15 protein-coding genes are annotated in these 19928 nt (G+C 58.3%); 11 read left to right on the top strand and 4 right to left on the bottom strand.

The features are described from left to right. Positions 1 to 29: 29 nt before the first annotated feature. Positions 30 to 1559 (bottom strand): SulP family inorganic anion transporter, encoded by a 1530-nt coding sequence (locus M6G53_RS12960; RefSeq protein WP_253331991.1) that lies wholly within the window; start codon positions 1557 to 1559, stop codon positions 30 to 32. A gap of 334 nt (positions 1560 to 1893) precedes the next feature. Between M6G53_RS12960 and ychF the strand changes: the two genes are divergently transcribed. Together ychF and M6G53_RS12950 are read left to right on the top strand one after the other, a co-directional pair. Then, positions 1894 to 2985 carry a redox-regulated ATPase YchF gene (ychF, locus tag M6G53_RS12955; protein WP_033633304.1) on the top strand — a complete coding sequence of 364 codons (1092 nt, stop codon included), beginning with the start codon at positions 1894 to 1896 and terminating at the stop codon, positions 2983 to 2985. Between the two features lie 199 nt (positions 2986 to 3184). Further along, positions 3185 to 4396 (top strand): tyrosine-type recombinase/integrase, encoded by a 1212-nt coding sequence (locus M6G53_RS12950; RefSeq protein ID WP_253331989.1) that lies wholly within the window; start codon positions 3185 to 3187, stop codon positions 4394 to 4396. A gap of 190 nt (positions 4397 to 4586) precedes the next feature. Here M6G53_RS12950 and M6G53_RS12945 read toward each other — a convergent pair whose 3' ends face one another. Then, the gene (locus M6G53_RS12945; RefSeq protein ID WP_253331987.1) at positions 4587 to 5450 is read right to left on the bottom strand and encodes a phage integrase N-terminal domain-containing protein; all 864 of its coding nucleotides are present in this window, start codon (positions 5448 to 5450) and stop codon (positions 4587 to 4589) included. Between the two features lie 1217 nt (positions 5451 to 6667). On the opposite strand from M6G53_RS12945, the gene M6G53_RS12940 reads away from it, so the two are divergent. From M6G53_RS12940 to M6G53_RS12910, 7 genes are all read left to right on the top strand, one after another. Next, positions 6668 to 8827 carry a type VI secretion system Vgr family protein gene (locus M6G53_RS12940; RefSeq protein ID WP_253331985.1) on the top strand — a complete coding sequence of 720 codons (2160 nt, stop codon included), beginning with the start codon at positions 6668 to 6670 and terminating at the stop codon, positions 8825 to 8827. A 59-nt stretch (positions 8828 to 8886) separates the two neighbouring features. Then, positions 8887 to 13596 carry a DUF4329 domain-containing protein gene (locus M6G53_RS12935; RefSeq protein WP_253331983.1) on the top strand — a complete coding sequence of 1570 codons (4710 nt, stop codon included), beginning with the start codon at positions 8887 to 8889 and terminating at the stop codon, positions 13594 to 13596. Continuing rightward, positions 13593 to 13907: an NTF2 fold immunity protein gene (locus M6G53_RS12930; RefSeq protein WP_253331981.1), complete on the top strand. Its 315-nt coding sequence runs from the start codon at positions 13593 to 13595 to the stop codon at positions 13905 to 13907. The genes M6G53_RS12935 and M6G53_RS12930 overlap by 4 nt, the downstream gene beginning before the upstream one ends. 254 nt (positions 13908 to 14161) lie before the next feature. Continuing rightward, entirely contained in the window at positions 14162 to 14464 is a 303-nt protein-coding gene (locus M6G53_RS12925; protein ID WP_253331979.1) for an RHS domain-containing protein, read from the top strand. Between the two features lie 21 nt (positions 14465 to 14485). Continuing rightward, on the top strand, positions 14486 to 15163 hold the full coding sequence (locus M6G53_RS12920; RefSeq protein ID WP_301286210.1) for an RHS repeat domain-containing protein: 678 nt from the start codon (positions 14486 to 14488) through the stop codon (positions 15161 to 15163). After that, entirely contained in the window at positions 15160 to 15522 is a 363-nt protein-coding gene (locus tag M6G53_RS12915) for a hypothetical protein (RefSeq protein ID WP_253331975.1), read from the top strand. Before M6G53_RS12920 ends, M6G53_RS12915 begins: the two co-directional genes overlap by 4 nt. A gap of 407 nt (positions 15523 to 15929) precedes the next feature. Beyond that, positions 15930 to 16292, top strand: coding sequence for a hypothetical protein (locus M6G53_RS12910; RefSeq protein ID WP_253331973.1), 363 nt, complete (start codon positions 15930 to 15932; stop codon positions 16290 to 16292). A gap of 138 nt (positions 16293 to 16430) precedes the next feature. Here M6G53_RS12910 and M6G53_RS12905 read toward each other — a convergent pair whose 3' ends face one another. Further along, a complete protein-coding gene (locus tag M6G53_RS12905; protein ID WP_253331971.1) occupies positions 16431 to 16592 on the bottom strand; it encodes a hypothetical protein in 162 nt (53 codons plus the stop codon). Positions 16593 to 16713: 121 nt separating this feature from the next. Here M6G53_RS12905 and M6G53_RS12900 point away from each other — a divergent pair, with 121 nt between their 5' ends. After that, entirely contained in the window at positions 16714 to 17712 is a 999-nt protein-coding gene (locus M6G53_RS12900; RefSeq protein ID WP_253331969.1) for an RHS repeat-associated core domain-containing protein, read from the top strand. After that, positions 17709 to 18098, top strand: coding sequence for a hypothetical protein (locus M6G53_RS12895; RefSeq protein WP_253331967.1), 390 nt, complete (start codon positions 17709 to 17711; stop codon positions 18096 to 18098). The genes M6G53_RS12900 and M6G53_RS12895 overlap by 4 nt, the downstream gene beginning before the upstream one ends. A gap of 105 nt (positions 18099 to 18203) precedes the next feature. Here M6G53_RS12895 and M6G53_RS12890 read toward each other — a convergent pair whose 3' ends face one another. Next, positions 18204 to 19457 carry an STY4528 family pathogenicity island replication protein gene (locus M6G53_RS12890; RefSeq protein WP_253331965.1) on the bottom strand — a complete coding sequence of 418 codons (1254 nt, stop codon included), beginning with the start codon at positions 19455 to 19457 and terminating at the stop codon, positions 18204 to 18206. Positions 19458 to 19928: the final 471 nt, after the last annotated feature.

Genomic DNA, 19928 nt, shown 5'->3' with positions numbered 1-19928 from the left:
GCAGCGGGCGCCCTGCCCGCTGCCTGCTTCTAACCGCGCGGGTTGAAGGTCTCCTCGCTCACGCGGCAGTCATCGGCGGTGAAGCCCTCTTCCGCCACGTAATACTGCGGATCGTCCAGCTCATGGCTGCAGAACGGCCCGGCGCGCTTGAGCAAGCGCACGCAGTCACCGCTCAGGTGGCGCAGCCGAATGCTTTTCCCGGCCGCCAGATAACGCGCCGTCAGCTTATCGATCGCCTCTACGCCGCTGGAATCCATCACCCGGGTGCCGGCAAAATCCAGCACCACGTTCTGCGGATCGCTCTGCGGGTCAAACAGCTCGGCGAAAGCGGCGGTAGAGCCGAAGAACAGTGGGCCATCGAGCTGATACACCGCCACCTCGCCCGTCACCTGCCGCTGGCGCACACGGATGCGCGCCTGCTGCCAGGCGAACACCAGCGCCGAGATAATCACCCCGCTGATCACCGCCACCGCCAGATCGGTAAAGATGGTGATCAGCGTGACGGCGAGCATCACCAGCGCGTCCGCCTTCGGCATGCGGCGCAAACGGCGCAGCGAGCTCCACTCGAAAGTGTTGTAACACACTACCAGCATCACCCCGGCCAGCGCCGCCACCGGCAGCAGGCCGATATAGCGCGACAGGCTGACCACGAACAGAATCAGCAGGATGGCGCCCACCGTGCCGGAGATACGCCCGCGCCCGCCCGAGGTGAAGTTGATGATCGACTGGCCGATCATCGCGCAGCCGGCGAAGCAGCCGAACAGGCCGCATACCGCGTTACCGGCGCCCTGCGCGATGCTTTCGCGGTTGCCGTTCCCCTTCTTGCCGCCCATTTCATCCAGCACCGTCATGGTCAGCAGCGATTCAATCAAACCGACCAGGGCGATCACCACCGCATAGGGCAACACCACCCGTACCATCTCCAGCGTGAGCGGCGCCGTCGGCAGGCTAAAGTGCGGCAGCGCGCCGGAAATGTCCGCCAGATCGCCCACCCGCAGCGTGTGCAGATTGAGGCCGATCGCCAACGCCGAAACCACCAGCAGCGCCGCCAGCGAAGACGGAATGGCTTTGGTCAGGCGCGGGAACAGCACCACCACCGCAATCGCCAGCGCCACCAGGCCGTACATCAGCGGCCCCTGCCCGGCGATCATCTTCAGCTGCGCCAGCATGATGACGATCGCCAGACCGTTAACGAAGCCGTGGATCGCCGGCAGCGGCACCAGACGAATGAACTTGCCCAGCCGGAAGGCGCCGATCAGGATTTGAATCGCCCCGGCAAACAGCGTGGCCCACAGCACGTAGCCCATGCCGTACTGCGCCGCCAGGCTCATCAACACCACCACAATGGAGCCGGCGGCGCCGGAAACCATGCCCGGCTTGCCGCCGAACAGCGCCGTGACCAGGCCGATAATAAACGCGGTATGCAAACCGACGATCGGTGAAAGACCGGCGACCAGCGAAAAGCCGACCGCCTCGGGGATCATCGAAACCGCCACCACAAAGCCCGCCAGGACTTCATTTTTAACGTCCGCGATCCTGACGTTACTCAGGTTAAACATGCATTATTCACTTATGACAGATGACATCATCTCCCCGCGTAGCGGGCAGGAGGGGCCGCAAGGGGCGGCAGACTGCAGGCGGGCACAGCTCAGGGTGGCGTAGGCAAGAAATACATCCGGCGCGTTTCCTGTCGGTTAATCAGAACGGCCAGTATGGGTAAATGTGATCCAAATCTCAATCAAAAACCGGTCGCCCGCGCTGCGCTCGCCCCGGCCAAGCAAGTCTGATCGAGATAAACGCCCATTACGTGTATAATAGCGGCATTATTTTGCCCTTTATGCAGCCGGTTAAACCTAACCGGCTGATAGTTAAGATATTTAAGGTGATTACAACATGGGATTCAAATGCGGTATCGTCGGCCTGCCTAACGTAGGCAAATCCACCCTGTTCAACGCGTTGACCAAAGCGGGCATTGAAGCAGCCAACTTCCCGTTCTGCACCATTGAACCGAACACCGGTGTGGTGCCGATGCCCGATCCGCGTCTGGATAAGCTGGCCGAGATCGTCAAGCCGCAGCGCATTCTGCCGACCACCATGGAATTCGTCGACATCGCCGGCCTGGTGAAAGGCGCGTCCAAGGGTGAAGGCCTGGGCAACCAGTTCCTGACCAACATCCGCGAAACCGAAGCCATCGGCCACGTGGTGCGCTGCTTCGAGAACGACAACATCATCCACGTCAACAACAAGGTCGATCCGGCCGAAGACATCGACGTCATCAACACCGAGCTGGCGCTGTCTGACCTGGACACCTGCGAGCGCGCCATCCACCGCGTGCAGAAGAAAGCCAAAGGCGGCGACAAAGACGCCAAGGCCGAGCTGGCGGCGCTGGAGAAATGCCTGCCGCACCTGGAAAACGCCGGCATGCTGCGCGCGCTGGATCTGACCGCAGAAGACAAAGCGGCGATCAAATACCTGAGCTTCCTGACGCTGAAGCCGACCATGTACATCGCCAACGTCAACGAAGACGGCTTCGAGAACAACCCGTACCTGGACACCGTGCGTAAAATCGCCGACGCCGAAGGCTCCGTGGTGGTTGCCGTGTGCGCCGCGGTGGAATCCGACATCGCCGAGCTGGAAGACGAAGAGCGCGACGAGTTCATGGCCGAACTGGGCCTGGAAGAGCCGGGCCTGAACCGCGTGATCCGCGCCGGTTATGAACTGCTGAACCTGCAGACCTACTTCACCGCCGGCGTGAAAGAAGTACGCGCCTGGACCATCCCGGTCGGCGCCACCGCCCCGCAGGCGGCCGGCAAGATCCACACCGACTTCGAGAAAGGCTTTATCCGCGCGCAAACCATCTCTTATGACGACTTCATCACCTACAAGGGTGAACAAGGCGCCAAAGAGGCCGGCAAAATGCGTTCCGAAGGTAAAGACTACATCGTCAAAGACGGCGACGTGATGAACTTCTTGTTTAACGTCTGACGGTTTCGGGCTGGATTTCAGTGGAGCTTAAGAGCACTCCCTGGACAATAAAACTCTTTTGAATCATAGAGTTGAGGCAAACAATAGGGTCCACTGAGAATTCCTATTGTTTGCTGAGGTCCAGAAAAGCTGGGGGTACTTTTGGGGGTATCTGAGTTCAAGAGTGGGGGTACTTTTTTCCCCGCTCGGGAGATGAGATATGCCCGAAAACTTGCTAACAGACCTCAAAGTCAAATCAGCCAAACCGACCGAGCGCACCTACAAGCTCTCAGATGGGGGCGGCCTGTTCCTTCAAATCACACCGTCTGGCGGAAAACGCTGGCGGTGGAAGTACCGGATCGAGGGGAAGGAGAACCTCTTCGCCATCGGCACCTTTCCCAAAGTCAGCCTCGCTCAGGCTCGGGCTGCACGGGATACTGCACGTTCGCTTATCAAGCAAGGGATTCATCCGTCCCGTGATCGCCAGGACGTCAAACGTCGCAATATCGAAGAGGCCGAGGCGCTCAGGCGGGAAAAGGACGGCACCTTTGCCAAGGTGACCAAAGCCTATCTAGCCGATATCAAGCCGGTGTTTGCCGTCAGTTCGTACCGCACGAAAGAGTCGCGGATAAGGAAGTATCTGGCCCCCAAGCTGGACGGCTTGAGCATGGATGAAATCGGTCCGAACCTGATTCGTCCCATTCTGGAAGCGTGCAAGGCGCACGGGGCCTGGGCGGGCATTCATGTGAAAGGCGACCTGTCGGCACTGTTTGAGTTTGCAGTGGTCCGTGGCTTGGCAGAAAGCAATCCGATTCCCGGATTGCGCGGCCTGTTGCGCATGCCAGTGAGCCAAAGCAAGGCCGTCATGACCCGTGAGCAGGTCCAGGCCTTCTATCACAAGTTGCAGAGCTATCGCGGCTACCCGGAAACCGTTCTGTGCCTCAAGTTCATCGCGCTGACCGCCTGCCGCCCCGGTGAGGCGGCGGATGCCGAATGGGACGAGTTCGATTTTGTGGACAACCTATGGCGTCGCCCTGCCGCCAAGATGAAGGCGAGGCGCGACCATATCTGCCCTCTCTCAGATTCGGCGATCGAAGTACTTCACCAGATCAAGCAGATTTCAGGAACCGGGCGCTACCTGTTCCCGCATCGCAGCGGCAAGGGTTTTACGACCCCCAATCGCTTGACCTATGCCATGCGCGACATGAACCTGGGCCCCAGGGCAACGCCGCACTGCTGGCGTACAACTTTCTCAACCTGGGCCAACGAACATGGCTATCGTCCTGATGCCATCGAGCGACAACTGGCCCACGTGGAAAGCAATAGGGTGCGGGCCACTTACAACAAGGCCCTGCTGCTGGCCGACAGAAAACAGTTGATGCAGGAGTGGGCGGATTATCTGCGCGAGATTGGAGGCATCGCATACGGCTGATTCTTCGCCACAACGGTGTTGAGCGCCTGGTGCCGATTCCGAAGAAGAAGGTACCAGGCACTTTTACAAGGCGCGACAAAACGTCGGTCAAAGCCGGGAAATCTCAGCCTGCATTTCGTCCGTCGCGTGCCCGGTAGTGCAGCACCGCTGACGCTTCAAAATTTGGGCTATCAAGCCTTGACGGAAAGCACTACCTCCCAAGATAAACCGCCGTAATCTGCGTCCGCTCATGCCCCAGCTCGCGGCTAATCGCCTGCCGCGCCTGCGTGTCTAGCGCGCGCTGCGCCGGCGTCAGCGACCGCGCCGAAGGCCCGCCAGCGGCCGGCGCTTTCCACCCCGTCAGCGCCTCATAGCGATCCTGCGCGTACCGATGCCGCAGCCCATGCATATGGCTCAGGCCGGCCGCTTTGCACTGCCCGTCATAGGTGTGGCGCTGCTGGATGAAATTCTTGTGCGCCGGGATCAGCGACCCCGCACCGGCCACCTGGTGCGCCAGGTCCAGCACGTGCCGCTGCTCGGCCGTGGTGACCGGCACCGTGCGCTCGCGCCCGCCCTTGGTCCAACTGCCTTTCAGCGCGATATGGTCGCCCCGGTCCGCATAGCCCGGCTGGAACTTGATGGACTCCTCGCGCCGCAGCCCGAAAGCCTGCTGCAATTGCAGGCTCATCCGCACATGCGCATCGCGCACGCCATCGAGTGCATCCCCCAACGTCTTCGACTTATCGGCATTGGTGACATGCTGCCGCTCCGGAATGCCGAGCCGCGTATTGTCGGCCGGAATGACACCGGCCTTGCCCACCTTCTCTGCCCACCAGCGCAAATGCGCCATGCGGTTTTTCAGGGTACCGGCAGACAGCCCCTCGGCCTGCCAGCGCTCGACCAGCGCATCGACATGCTTGCCCTTGAGAGAAGTCGCCGTCATCCGCCGAAACCCGCCTTCCTCCAACTGCCGTGCCACCAGCGTCAGCCCGCGCAGGCGGTCGGCCTGCGTGTTGTGGCTGCCGTCGCGGTTGCGCCGACACAGTTGGCGCAGAGAGTAGGTCAAGTCATCCATTCGCCCTCCTGGCCGTGCAAATTCAAATCGTGATCTCTGAGAAACAACAGGTAAGTGAAATTGCCGGCTCGCCAGGCGAGGCTCCCGAAGGACAAGGGCATGGTGCTCAGAACACCGGTTTGCCTCTCATGAGGCGTCCGTCGCACTCCCTGCGGGGAGGTGGGACGGAGGAACAGCAAGACAACGCAATGCGGATAGCGGTGACAAAAACCTCCTTTGAGTGAGTGAGATGGGTAAGACCGGCCAGCGAGCGTTGCACTCGAAACGTGGCCACAGGAATAGCGCGCCGTGGGCGCAGGAATGACGAGAACAGCCGGAGAAAAATGGCTCTGCTCCGTGGGTAGGAGCGGCATGCGGGGGAGCCTGGGCATGCCTGGGGAGGGTTCCGCCCTGGGTAGGGAGACGCTTGCAGGAACCTGCGCCGTTGGGGATGCCGATGTACAAAGCCCATCGGACTTGGCGTCGTGCAGGCCCAGTGTAGGTGGGCATCGTCACGCATGCCGCAAACAATAGGAACGTGCCCAAGCCCATATTTCGCGCGGGAGGTGGGGGGCCGTCACTGCGGTGTGCAGTGACGGCCCTTCGCGTTGCTGGGGACCGTGCAAAAGGCCCTGCGGCAGCAGCGCAATGGACCTGGGCCAGCTTGCGGCGCCCCTGCTGACGCGCCCCTGCGGGGCTTGCCGGCTACCCGCTTTGGCCGTGCAATGGCCCCCCATTGCCCACCCAAAGCGGGCAGCTTGATTTGTTGAGCGTAGCGGGGGTCAATGGCGGGCGCGCAGCCGCAGGCGAGCACCCGGCGCAGCGCACCATTGACGCCCGCGCAGCGACCCAGCCTCATGGCGGGGTGCAGGGGGCCTTTACCCCTGCACCCTTGCCCTTCGGCGAGAACGGAGTTCCAAGAGGCAGCGCCTCTTGGTCAAGGCCGCAGGCCGCGAAGGCATGCCCGAACCTTGACCTTGCGAGCCCGCCACGGACAAAGGCGGACATCAGGAAAACCACTTCCCCTCGATTAAATAGGTTAAACGGATTGAACTTTGGTTATTGATAGTTAATTCAACCAAACCATAAGGTTTTTAAGCTCCGCCCAGCCCTTGCGCCCCTAAGATGCGGCGCAGAGCAACCCGGAACTGTTGATTTCAGTGACCGGAAATATCACTCAATAGTTGAAACAACAGGGATGGACTGGCGCACCTTCGCGGTGGCCAGAGGGAGGCAAAATGGGGAATCGAACGTTCATCGCGCACAGCCCATTGGGCGAGCAACTGGAGTTTCGCGCGCTGGCCGGGAAGGAAAAAATCTCCCAGCTGTACGAGTTTCGGGTACGGCTCATCAGCGAGTCCGCATCCATCTCCGCCAAATCCCTGCTCGGCAAGGACATGAGTATCGAGGTGGACCTGACCACCGAAATCGGCGGCAGCGGCCAGCGGTTTCTGTCGGGGCAGGTGACCCAATTCACCTACAGCGGAAAAGACGGAGATTTCTATGCCTATGACGCGGTGCTGCGTCCCTGGTTGTGGCATGCCACGCGCCGCACCGACTTCAAGATATTCCAGTTCAAGAAAGTCCCCGATATCGTCAAGGAAGTGCTGGGTAAATACGGTTTCCCCATCGAGGACAAACTGACCGGAACCTACAGGGAATGGCCCTATATCGTCCAGCACGGCGAGAGCGACTTCAATTTCGTCTCGCGCCTGATGGAACTAGAAGGTTCGCACTACTACTTTACCCACAGCAACGGCAGCCATACCCTGGTGCTGGCCGACGATATCGGCAGCCATGGGCCTCTGCCCGGCCCCAGCACCATTCCCTATTATTCGGGCGACCGCGCCGCCCATGTGAAGGATGAAGATTTCATCGACGGTTGGTCGTTTGCCGAAGACATTGCCTCGGGCCATTTCGAGGCCGACGACTACGATTTTGAGAAACCCAAGGCCGACCTTACCACGCGCCAGCAGCAGCCCGCAGGCCATGCCGAAGACAGCCGGGAGATTTACGACTGGCCGGGCGGCTATACCGACATGGGCGATGGCGAGAACTACGCCCGCATCCGCATCGAGCAGCAGCAGGCCCAGCGCGAGCTGGTGCAGGGCGAAGGCAATGCCCGCAATATCGCGCCAGGCTACTTCTTCACCTTCCACAAATACCCGCGCGACGATCAGAACCAGGACTACCTGATCGAATCGACGCAATACCAGTTTACGGAGAACGTGCGCCGCAGCGATGGTGCCGGAGGATCGGGCGGCGGCAAGCGTGCGGGCACCGATAACCCGACCACATACCGCATCAGTTTCACGGCCGTGCCCAAGCGGGTGCCCTACCGCAGCCAGCGGGTGACGCCCAAACCCAGTGCGATCGGCTCGCAAACCGCCGTCGTCACCGGCCCGGCAGGCGAAGAAATCTATACCGACCAGTACGGCCGCGTGAAGGTGCAGTTCCAATGGGACCGCTACGGCCAGATGGACGAAAACAGCAGTTGCTGGATTCGCGTATCGCAGACCTGGGCCGGAGCCAACTACGGCACCATGCACATCCCGCGCATCGGGCAGGAAGTCATCGTCGATTTTCTGAACGGCGACCCGGACTATCCCATCATCACCGGCAGCGTCTACAACGCGATGCAGATGCCGCCGTGGCAGTTACCGGCGAACAAGACCCAGAGCGGCATCAAGACGCGCAGCAGCAAAGGCGGCACGCCGGGCGACGGCATGAAGGACAGCCCCGGCACGGCCAACGCGCTGCGCTTCGAGGACAAGGCCGGCGAAGAACAGTTGTGGCTGCACGCGCAGAAAGACCAGCTCACCGAGGTCGAACACGACGAAGACAAGTGGGTGGGCAACGACAGGCGCAAGACCATCGACCGCGACGAGTTCAGCACCATCCACCGCGACCGCACGGAGGTGGTGGATCGCAACGAGAAGATCAACGTGCATGGCTGGCGCACGGAAGAAGTCGACCTCGACGAGACGCTGACGGTGCACCAGAGCCGCAAGAAAACCATCGACCAGAACGAAACCGACCACATCAAGAAGAAATGGAGCATCACGGTCGGCCAGATGCGCATGGAGAAAGTCGGCCTGCTGTCCACCTTCAACGTAGGGCTGGTGCACTCGGAGAACGTGGGCCTGCTGCACAGCTCCATCGTGGGCGGCAAGCGCATCGAAATCAGCGGCGTGGACAAGACCGAGGTAGTCAAGGGCCCGCGCACCACCACGCTCAAGAGCGACACCGTGAAGGTCGAGGAAACATACCATTTGACTGCCCAAAAGATCGTGCTGAACGCCATCGAAGAGGTCGTATTCGCCTGCGGCTCCTCCAACGTGCATATCACTCGAGAGCAGATCCAGGCCCTGGCGAATCTGATCAAGAAAAACTGCTGACGGCGCATCCCGCCCTACCGTAGTTACCGCATCACCGAATACCAAGAGAGGAAAACACCATGAGCGGCAAACCAGCAGCGCGCATCAGCGACAGCGTCAAAGGCGGCAAAATCATCACCGGCTCGCGCACCGTCCTCATCGGCAGCCAGGGCGGCGTGGCCTGCTCCGTCTGCCCCGGAGGCGTCAAGGTCGGCAGCCCTGTCAATCCCCAGCTCGGCGCCAAGGTGCTGTCGGGCGCGGCCGATCTGGACTTTGCGCTGCCGGGCGCCATGCCGCTGACCTGGCAGCGCCAGTACAGCAGCTACGTCAATGCTGAACAAGGCGGCCACTGCGGCATGCTCGGCTACGGCTGGGGCACGCCGCTGCAACTGCGCCTCACCGTGCTGCCCGGCGCCACCTTGCTGCACGACAGCCAGGGCCGCACCATCACCTTCGACGCCCTGCCGGTGGGCGAATCGATCCACAGCCCCAGCGAAGATATCTGGCTGCTGCGCACCGGCATGCAGCCGGGCGGGCTGGCGCAGGAGCTGGCCGGTATAAGCGGCGCGGCACGGTTCGCCGCCGAATCCGGCGCGAGCGCGGAAGCGGCCGACGAGCCCACTGCGGCAAACACCGCAGCGCCCCAGCAGGCCCCCGCGTGGTGGAGCGGCCGCTTTGCCTGGGTGCGCCGCGACCTCGCCTGCAGCGCCCACCTCATCTTTGCGGCCAGCGGCCAGGGCGGCCAGATCTGGATCTTCGCGCCCGTCAACTGGCAGGCCATAGAAACCGCACGCAAGGCCCTGCAAGCCCAGCCAGCCCCCGCAGCCGAGGCGCTGCCTGCCCCCAGCGAACAATGGGTATTGCTCGGCGTCCTCGACCGCCTGGGCCGCTCGCAGCGCTACCGCTGGACCAACAGCGACGGCCCGCCGCGCATCACCACCATCGAAGACGGCGTGGGCCGCCAATACCAATTGCGCTACGTGCAAAACCATGCCGCGCGAGAAGCCCGGCACTACGCCTCGGGCCACTTCTGGCAGGCCGACAGCGGCCTGCGCCTGAGCGGCATTGATCTCGTGAGCGACCCCGTTCACCCGCTGCTCAACCAGGGCACGAAGGCCGCCAAGCCGATGCCGCTCGTGCGCTACGGCTACGACGCCGAAGGCGACCTCATCAGCGTGCACGACCGCCATGGCGAACAGGTGCGCCGCTTTGGCTGGCGCAACCACCTCATGGCGTTCCACCAGGAACGCGATGGTCCCGAACACCACTACGCCTACGACCGCGACGAGCCTGGAGGCAAAGTGATCGAGCAGCGCAACCAGCAGGGCCTGGACTACCGGTTCGACTACCGGACCCTGCCCGAGCTGGATGGCCAGCCGCGCTACAGCTGCCAGGTCACCGACAGCCTCGGCCGCGTGCAGGCCTACCTCTTCCAGGGGGAGGCGGGCCTCGCGCGCCTGGTTGAGCACACGCGGGCCGATGGCAGCATGCTGCGCTACGCCTATACCCCCTACGGGCACCTGAGCGGCATGGTTGACCCACTGGGCTACAAAACGTACCTGCAGGTCAGCCCGGCAGGCCAGCTGCTGGGCACCCAGGGCCCGGACGGCAGCACCAGCCAATACCGCTATGACGACACCACCGGCCTGCTGCAAAGCGCCACCGACGCCGCCGGCCGCACCACCCGCTACCACTACGACCACCACCACCGGCTCACCCGCCTCACCGGAGGTGACGGCAGCGAGGAAACCCTCAAGTATCCCGAGCTGGCGCTGGACCGGCTCAACGCCGACAAACCCATCCACATCACCGACGCCAGCGGCGGCAGCAAGCGGCTGGCCTACACCCCTACCGGGCAGCTCGCCAGCTACACCGACTGCTCCGACTACACCACCCTCTACGAATACAACCGCTGGGGCCAGAGCACAGCCACCACCAACGCGCAGGGCGAGCGCACCAGCTGGCAGTACAACGACCGGGGCCAGTTGCTGGCCGTGCACCATCCCGACGAGAGCATCGAGCGCTACCAGTACGACGACCAGGGCCGGGTCAGCCAGGTACAGGCAGGCCGCCACAACAGCGCATCCCCCAGCACCACCGCGGCATCGGTCAGCATGGAGTACGACCTCTGGGGCCGCCTGGTACGCCGCAGCCACGCTGGCAACAGCCTGGCATTCGCCTACGACAGCGCCGGGCGACTCACCCAGCTCACCAACGAGAACGGCGAACACACCCACTTCGCCTGGGACGCCATGGACCGGCTCACCCAGGAAACCGGCTTCGACGCCCGGGTGCAAAGCTACCAGTACGACGCGGCCGGGCAACTGAGCCAATCGAGCGACGGCTGGGCCAACGACCAAGGCCAGCCCGGACACACCACCCGCTACGAGTGGAGCGCTGCCGGGCGGCTGACCGCGAGGCACCTGCCGGCTGCGGGCGAAGCCCCCGCCACCCTCCACCGCTACCAATGGAGCCGGGTGGGCGAACTGGAGCAAGCCAGCGTATGGGCGCTAGACACCGCCGCCGAGGGCCAGGGCGAAGCACACGCGCGGCTCCAAAGCCAGGCCATCGTCGAGCGCGACAGCGCGGGCCGGGTGATTGGTGAAGTGCAGCGCCTGTACAGCGCCACGGCCGCTGGTGGCGAGCCCGAGATCGAATTCGAGCACCGCATCAGCCACCGGCTTGACGCCCTGGGCAACCGACTGGCCAGCCAGCTGCAAGACCTGGGCGAAGTCGGCTACCTGCTCTATGGTGCGGGCCACCTGCACGGCCTCACCTGGGAGGAGCACATTCTGGTGAACATCGAGCGCGATGCGCTGCACCGCGAAACGAAGCGCCTGTGGAGCCAGGATATCGGTACTGCCGACATGCAGCCCCCGGCGCAGCAGCTCACCCGCCAGCTCGAATGGGACGAAGTGGGGCGGCTGCGGGCCATGCGGCTGGCGGGCCTGCCCGCGGCCATGCCTGCCGACATGCTGGACGCGCCCGCCCAGTCTGCCTACGCTGCCCGCCAGGTGCGCCCGCCGCAAGCCCTGGTCGGCGCGCTCACCTCGCGCCATTACCACTACGACAGCCTGGGGCAGATGGTCGGCATCGAGACGCCTGCGGGCACCAGCCGCTTTGCCTACGACATGGCCGGCCGCCTCATCGGTGCCCAGGGCCCGCAGGGCACGCAGCAGCAATGGCGCTTCGATGCGGCGGGCAACCGCCTGCCCGGAGGCATCCCGCAGGCTCCCGCGTCAACCACCGAGCCCACCGGCCAGCTCACCACCATCGACCGCCAGCGGGCGCAGCAGCGCGCCCACGATCAGGCCCGCTTCACCACGCCAGGCGAACCTCACCAGGCCCAACCACATTGGATGGAGCCGCACTACAACGTGCTGCACGGCGCGGCTGCTCCAGATGGACAGCCCGGCAGCGCCGCGCTGTACTGGGCCGGTAATCGTATAGGCAACTACAGCAACAGCGAAGACCCGGGCAGCCAAGGCGCACGGCTGCACTACCGCTACGACAGCCGGGGCAACCGCACGGAATGCTGGGACACAGGCCGCGACGGCGCCAGCGGCCGGCGCATGGTGCTGGCGTATGACAGTGCCAACCAGCTGACCGAGATTCACATTGAGGAGGGTGAGAGTCTGCGCCACCAGCGCTACCGCTACGATGCCTTTGGCCGCAGGCTGGTCAAATACAGCAGCGGCAGCGGTAGCGCCGGACAGGCGGACTACTACGGCTGGGACGGCGACCGGCTGGTGCACACCGAGCGCTACCGCTCCGGCAGCGAGCAGCGCGAACTCCTGCACACCGTCTACGAGCCCGGCAGCTTCACGCCGCTGCTGCAACTGCGGGCTATCGAGAAGCCCGAGCCCGCCCCCATACAGGCCCTGCTGGACAGCGTGCCCGCAGGCATCGTGCAGGATGCCCTGCGCCCCATGCTCGCCGATCTGGCGGCCACCAGCGCCCAGCTGCAAGAGAAGGTGCGGCAGATCGGCATGCCCGCCGACGCGCAGGCCCTCATGCTGGAGCAGCTCAAGGGCCTGCAAGCGCAGACCGAGGCCTACCAGGCCTACCGCAGCCAACGCATCGAGGTGCGGCACTACCTGTGCGACCATCTGGGCACGCCCCAGGCGCTCCTCAGCCTGGTGGGCGAGATCGAGTGGGCGGCGAGCCTGGACGCCTGGGGCAATGTGCAGCAGGAGTACAACCCCAAGCAGCTGCATCAGCCGATCCGGCTGCCGGGGCAGCATGAGGATGAAGGGACGGGGCTGTATTACAACCGGTATCGGTACTATGACGCTAGGCTGGGGGGGTATATCAACCAAGATCCTATTGGTCTTCTTGGAGGGGTAAATAAAAATTTTTACGTCGACAATAATCCATTAAGCTATGTTGACCCTGAAGGCCTGAAGCCTGGAGATACCTTTAAAAACAGGGATGATGCCGGAAGGCGCGCCATCAAAGACATTAATAAAACCTCTATTTCTGAGGGTAGAGAATACGGCGGTAGAATATGCAAAAATAAAGATGGAACATATACTTATACTGCTCCGATACCAGGAACTTTGGATCAGACGTTTGTGGGAAGCTGTCCAGCTGGAAAGAAAAATGCTGGTGACTACCATACCCATGGTGCAAATGATCCCGGTTATGATAATGAGAATTTCTCATCCGTTGATACTCGGGGCAACGATGCCGAAAACGTTCCGGGGTACCTAGGTACGCCTGGAGGAAAGATTAAGGTTTATGACCCGGCCACCGGAAAGGTCAGAACCATTGGAGATACATTGAAATGAAGAAGATACTATATTTTCTTATGGTGGTAATCATGACATTAAGCGGCTCAGCATTTTCAAAAGGGTATGTTCCTAAAGATGGTTTTGTTCCAACCGAGGAGATTGCGAGAGAAATAGGACTCATCATTGCTTCAGAGGTATATGGTCGCAAACGAATAGAAGAACAAATTCCTCTTTTGGTTGAGCTTGATGGAGATAAGTGGATTATTAGAGGCAGTCGAGGAAAATCAACCTATGGTAAGGGTGGCCTGCTAGAAATGCACATCTCCAAGAAAAGTGGTGAAGTTTTATTCATGTTGCATGGGAAGTGACTGCTTTACCCTTAGAGGCGCTAATACAACCCAGTAAATCAAAGATTGGCGGTTGAGACGAGGCTCGAAGCCGCAGGTAGTACGACAAGGCAAAGCAACGACGTATTAACGGCTGTTAGCGGATATTAAAGAAAGAGCAACCCGCAGCCCGAACTCTCCACATCGTCTACGAGCCCGGCAGCTTCACGCCGCTGCTGCAGCTCAGGCGGCCCGCCGCCCCCGAGAAAGCCGCCCCGACGCTGGTGGAGGAAATCATGGGGCACAACCTGCATCCCATGGTTCGCGACAAGCTGGAGCCCATGCTGCGCGACCTGGCAGCCACGCAAAAGCAGATCATGGGCAATGCCGAGCGTTATATGACGCAGGATATGCGCGAGTTGATCGCCAGCCAGTTCGCGCTCTTGCGGCAAGACCGGGCGGAGAACCAGGCGCGCCTGGCCAAAGAGATCGAGGTGCGGCACTATCTTTGCGACCACCTGGGCACGCCCCAGGCGCTCATCAGCCAGGAAGGCGAGATCGAGTGGGCCGCAGCGCTGGACGCCTGGGGGAATGTGTAGCAGGAGCACAACCCCAAGAAGCTGCATCAGCCGATCCGATTGCCGGGGCAGCATGAGGATGGAGATACCGGGCTGTATTACAACCGGTATCGCTACTATGACGCGAAGCTGGGCAACTACGTCAATCAGGACCCTATTGGTCTTCTTGGCGGGGCAAATATGAGCAGCTACACAAGCAAGCCCTTGCAATCGAAGGATCCGCTCGGGTTGGATATCGTATATGCAAATCATGAAGTCGCACTCGGTGCATATCATTCGAAATTGATAATAACACCAATCAATCAAGCTGCTTATGCCAATGACCTAAGATTTTTCAATGTGAATTCTCTCGGTCAAAGGTATGCAACTATAGGGGCCGGTCCTAATTCCTGGGCTATGCTGGAATACGGGGATAATAGATCAAAGGATGTATCCGAGCCGAACGAAAACTCCAAAAAACTTGCGATACCTTGTGCTTACAAGAATGAGGATGAAGCCATAGCTGAGTTGTTTAGGTTGTCTGAAAAATATAATGAAAATAAAGCATTCTATACCTTGATTCCGGTGGGAGGCTGCGGAGGATTTTGTGGATTTAACTCAAACAGTTTTATCTCTGGACTTGGCCAGGCAGCAGGGTTTAACATGCCTGCTCCGGGGGAGACTGGTGCAACCACTCCAGGCTATAATAATCCGCTGCCAGCAGGATGGTTTGGAAAATGAAAAAATATATCTTTTTATTGATTGTAATTTTTTTCGCCGCACCCATGCTTTACTTTAAATTGGGTTCTAAAAATCAATTTTCTAACAGGGATGACATTGTTAGATTAACCCCGATTGGAGCTTCGAGGGATGATGTTTTAAAGTTTTGCAGCGCACACGAAATTGAATGCAAGTTTTATGCGAATCATGGCTATTATGATGGCCGAAATGGGGCGTCAATAGGGGTTGCGTCTATTAATGCAGTTTTATGGGAGCGAAAACTCTTTATTTTCACTGAAACTGCTACGGTTAGATGGGGGTTTGATAGCTCGGATAAATTGCTTGATATATATTTTCGCCGAGAAATTGATGCATTCTAAATAATCCAATGCCAATTAAGAGTTGAGACACTTCAATTGGATATGTGGAGATGGCTGTATGAAGAAGAATTTTTTATCAATTTTATTATACGGCGCGTCGCTGTGGATTTGTTTTTTGCTCTCATATTATTTTGCATATCATGGGGGCTCTGTGTTTTTGGCAAGAAACTTGGAAGCTATTAATATAGCGTTCTCAATTTTTTTTGTTTTGTGTTTGTTATTTTATTTTCTTTAAAAGAGTTAGTGATGCATTGATTTTTATTGTCGTTTGTCCTGTGGTTTTTATGGGGGTGTATTTCATGAGTGCATGCTCTATTTTTAAAGATTGCATATAGGGCTGCTCCGGGGGGGACTGGTGAAACTGCTCCAGGCTATAATAATCCGCTGCCAGCAGGATGGTTTGGGAAATGAAAAAATACATCTTCTTATTGATTATATTTTCTTTCGTTGCACTCATATTTTACTTTGGTTTTGGTTCTAAAAATCAATTTTCTAACAAGAGTGATATTGTTAGATTAACCCCGATTGGGACTTCAAGGGATGATGTTTTAAAGTTTTGCAGCACACGCGAAATTAAATGCACGCTTCATACGAATTTTGGTTATTACGATAGCCGAAATGGTGGGAAGATAGGAGTATCATCCATTGATGCGATTTTATGGGAGCGAGCATTCTTTATTTTTACTGAAACAGCGTCGGTCAGCTGGGGGTTCGATAGCTCGGATAAATTGCTTGATATATATTTTCGCCGAGAAATTGATGCATTCTAAATAGTCCAATGAAAATTAAGAGTTGAGACACTTCAATTGGATGTGTGGAGATGGCTGTATGAAGAAGAATTTTTTATCAATTTTATTATACGGCGCGTCCCTGTGGATTTTTTTTCTGCTCTCATATTATTTTGCATATCATGGGAATTCTGTTTTTTTGGCAAGAAACTTGGAAGTTATTAATATAGCATTCTCAATTTTTTGGTTTTGCGTTTGTTGTTTTATTTTCTTTAAAAGAATTAGTGATGCATTGATTTTTATTGTCGTTTGCCCTGTGATTTTTATGGGGGCGTATTTCATGAGTGCATGCTCTATTTTTAAAGATTGTATATAGGGCTACTCTCAAAAAATTGGAGCAAGCTGAACCATATAGTCTACAAGTGAGGCTGAAAAGCCCGCTCCCCTGCTGAACGAAGAAATCATGGGGCACAACCTGCATCCCATGGTGCGCGACAAGCTGGAGCCCATGCTGCGCGACCTGGCTGCCACGCAAAAGCAGATCATGGGCAATGCCGAGCGTTATATGACGCAGGATATGCGCGAGTTGATAGCCAAGCAGTTCGCGCTCCTGCAGCAGGACCGGGCGGAGAACCAGGCGCGCCTGGCCAAAGAGATCGAGGTGCGGCACTATCTCTGCGACCACCTGGGCACGCCCCAGGCGCTCATCAGCCAGGAAGGCGAGGTTGAATGGGCGGCAGCGCTGGACGCCTGGGGAAATGTGCAGCAGGAGCACAACCCCAAGAAGCTGTATCAGCCGATCCGGTTGCCGGGGCAGCATGAGGATGGGGATACGGGGCTGCACTACAACCGGCACAGGTACTACGATTCACAGCTTGGCGGATATATCAATCAAGATCCTATAGGATTTGAAGGAGGGATTAATAGCTACTCCTATTCAATGGGAAACCCCATTTTAATTACCGACCCAACCGGATTGGATATCGTTTACTGCAATCATCCCGTCGCATTTGGAAATCACCATTCAAAAATCGTAATTTTGCCAAAAAACAAAGCGGCTTATGAAAAAAGCCCTGAATTTTTGGCTAGGGCTAATGGTGATCCGTATATAACTATAGGTGCTGGGCCAACGCAAGGATTTGGAGGAGATTTGCTTGGTGGCTTCAATAGAGATAAGGATGTTTCACTAGGGTGCAACAACCCATCAGTGCTGGCAATTCCTGAAAAATTCAAGGGTAACGAAGACTCTGCCATATATGAACTGATGCAGAGAGTCGAAAATTATAATGAGCAAACATTGCCCTACACTCTTTTTCTTGGTAATGTAAATGAGCACAATTCAAATAGCTTTATCTCGGGAATTCTTCGCTCATCTGGTTTCAACGTTCCACCGTCTGGCACAAGAACTCCTGGATATGAATTCCCAGTTCCCTCTGAACGGTTTGAGCCTCCAATGCCATGAAGAAGATTATTTTTTGTTTTGCGGTTTTTGTCATGACTGCCTGCGGACAGGGTAATTATTCATATAATATTAAAGACTCAAATGAAGAAATACTGGCCCAGGTTTTAAAGCATACGCCACTCGGAACGAGTTGGGCGGATGTGATAAAGCACTGCGAAAGTCTGAAGTTGCGATGCGATTCAAATGAGTCAAAAGGCTATAGATACCAACCAAGTGACTACACCAAAGATAAGCCTAGGAATGTGGGGGCTGCACATATAAAGTATTATATTGGTAGTTATGAGAATACTCCCTACACCAGTTTGGACAAAACAATATATTGGGGTTTTGATGAAAACAAGATTCTCATTGATATTTGGGTGCGGCAAACAATAGATGCTCCTTAGGAACAGGCAGACTACTACGGCTGGAACGAGCAGCCTGAACTCATCCGCACCGTCTACCTACGAGCCCAGCAGCTTCACACCGCTGCTGCAGTTCAGGCGGCCCGCCTACGCAGAGTTTGACTGCAAGAGACGGTCCTGCAGGAACATTTCAGCAACCAGGTCACCGGCCCGTGCTGGTAGCCCCATCAGCCTGCGCAACCGAGCAAGATGCGCCTGTGCCACCTCAGGCGCAGCAGGCGTGTATTCCCGTGCAGGCTCAGTAGACAGCGCAGGCCGAGCAGGTGGCGCGGCCGAAGGGGTCTTGACGGCAGGCTGCTCGGCAGGCTCAGGGCTGGCGGGTTTCTTCGCTGCCCACAAACGGAATTCCCCTGCCAACACGCGCCGTACCAGCCCGAACAGATAGGCCACGACGTTGCGCACAGTCCCCAGCTGCACACGGGCTTCCAACTCGTCCAGAACGGCTTGCTGGTCCTCACCTGGCAAGCGCCGCAAGGCCACTTGCACATCGCGGTGCTGGTCTGGTGCCATCTTGCTCAGGCACGACGGCAAACGCAGGGTGCCGGCTGCTGCCGGTTGGGTGTTTTCTTGCTCGCGCGCGCGGTACGTACGTACTTCTTTTTTATTTAAATACTTATACGTACGTACTGGTGGGCCACACTTATCTTGCACAGCCGTGGTCTGCGGCAGACCGGATGGAACAGCGCCCTCATCCTTCGGTGAGGTGGCGAGCGGCGACGCTAGGGCATCATCGGCGTCCTCATGGGACAGCGTCCCAGCAGTGCCGCCCGATGTCGGCGGCTCATCATCATCTTGCTCGTCTGGCACGGCGGCGGCGAGCATATCAGGAGGCAAGTGCTGCAGTTGCTTGAGCAACATCGGAGGCATGAGTGCCATTGCCTCGGCATCGTGCCGGGCGGCGGCCAGGATATGGTTGGCGACACGTTCAACCATGGCATTTCCGGATTCGCAAGCCCGCTGGACCAGTTCCACATACCCTGCGTCCAAGGTGCATGCCTGCTGGAACCGTGCAGGAGCGTCATGAGCCACGAAGAGTTCGCAGAGAACGCTCCCGGACAGAGGGTCGCGCCGCTGGCCAACAAGACTAATCCACCCGGTCAGGCGTAGCACCAGCAGGGTGCGTGCGGCTGTTTCAAAGCCTGCACGCTGCCCCAGGGGAACGGTGGTCAGGTAGCGTCGCAACTGGTTATAGCTCGTGAGCTGGCTCAGGCCATCAGCCCCCTTGAGCATGCGCAGCACTTGCCAGCCATTGCGATCCAACGGCGTCAGGCATGGGTCTAGCATCAGGGCTGCTGGCGTAGTGAATTCATGGGCCGAAGAATGGGATGGGGTGTCTTGCATGGCGTTCGCTCCAGAAATAGGCCCCACAGGGCCGACGCCATTCATCTCACCTGAGCCACCACGATTTGTCGGGCAACAATGCGGTATGGCGCATACCCCATTCTTTTGGTGCGCACCAACGGCTTAGCGGGTCGGGTCATACTGGTTTATGATTTCGTTGCTACATGCGATACCCCCACGCATTCACTTTGGGGGTACAACCGGGGGTACTTTCCGAAAGTGCCGAAGCCTCGACAACCCTCTTCCTCAGTGGAGAGCTAGTAAAGACGGGGCTTCCCGGCCGGTGGCTTTTCAGACTTCCTGTTCAACGTCTGACGATTTTTTCCGAACTCAGTAGCGTTCAATAGCACTCAGCGGACTGGTTACCCCCTTAACTCAAGGGACTATCAAACGATACGGCCTACTGAGTGTTCCTATTGATCATCGAGTTCTGAAAAATTTAGGGGTAGCGTTGGGGGTACTCGTATTCAA

This window comes from Serratia nevei, assembly GCF_024160145.1.
GTDB lineage: Bacteria > Pseudomonadota > Gammaproteobacteria > Enterobacterales > Enterobacteriaceae > Serratia > Serratia nevei_A.
This window is presented reverse-complemented; position numbering and strand designations above follow the sequence as displayed.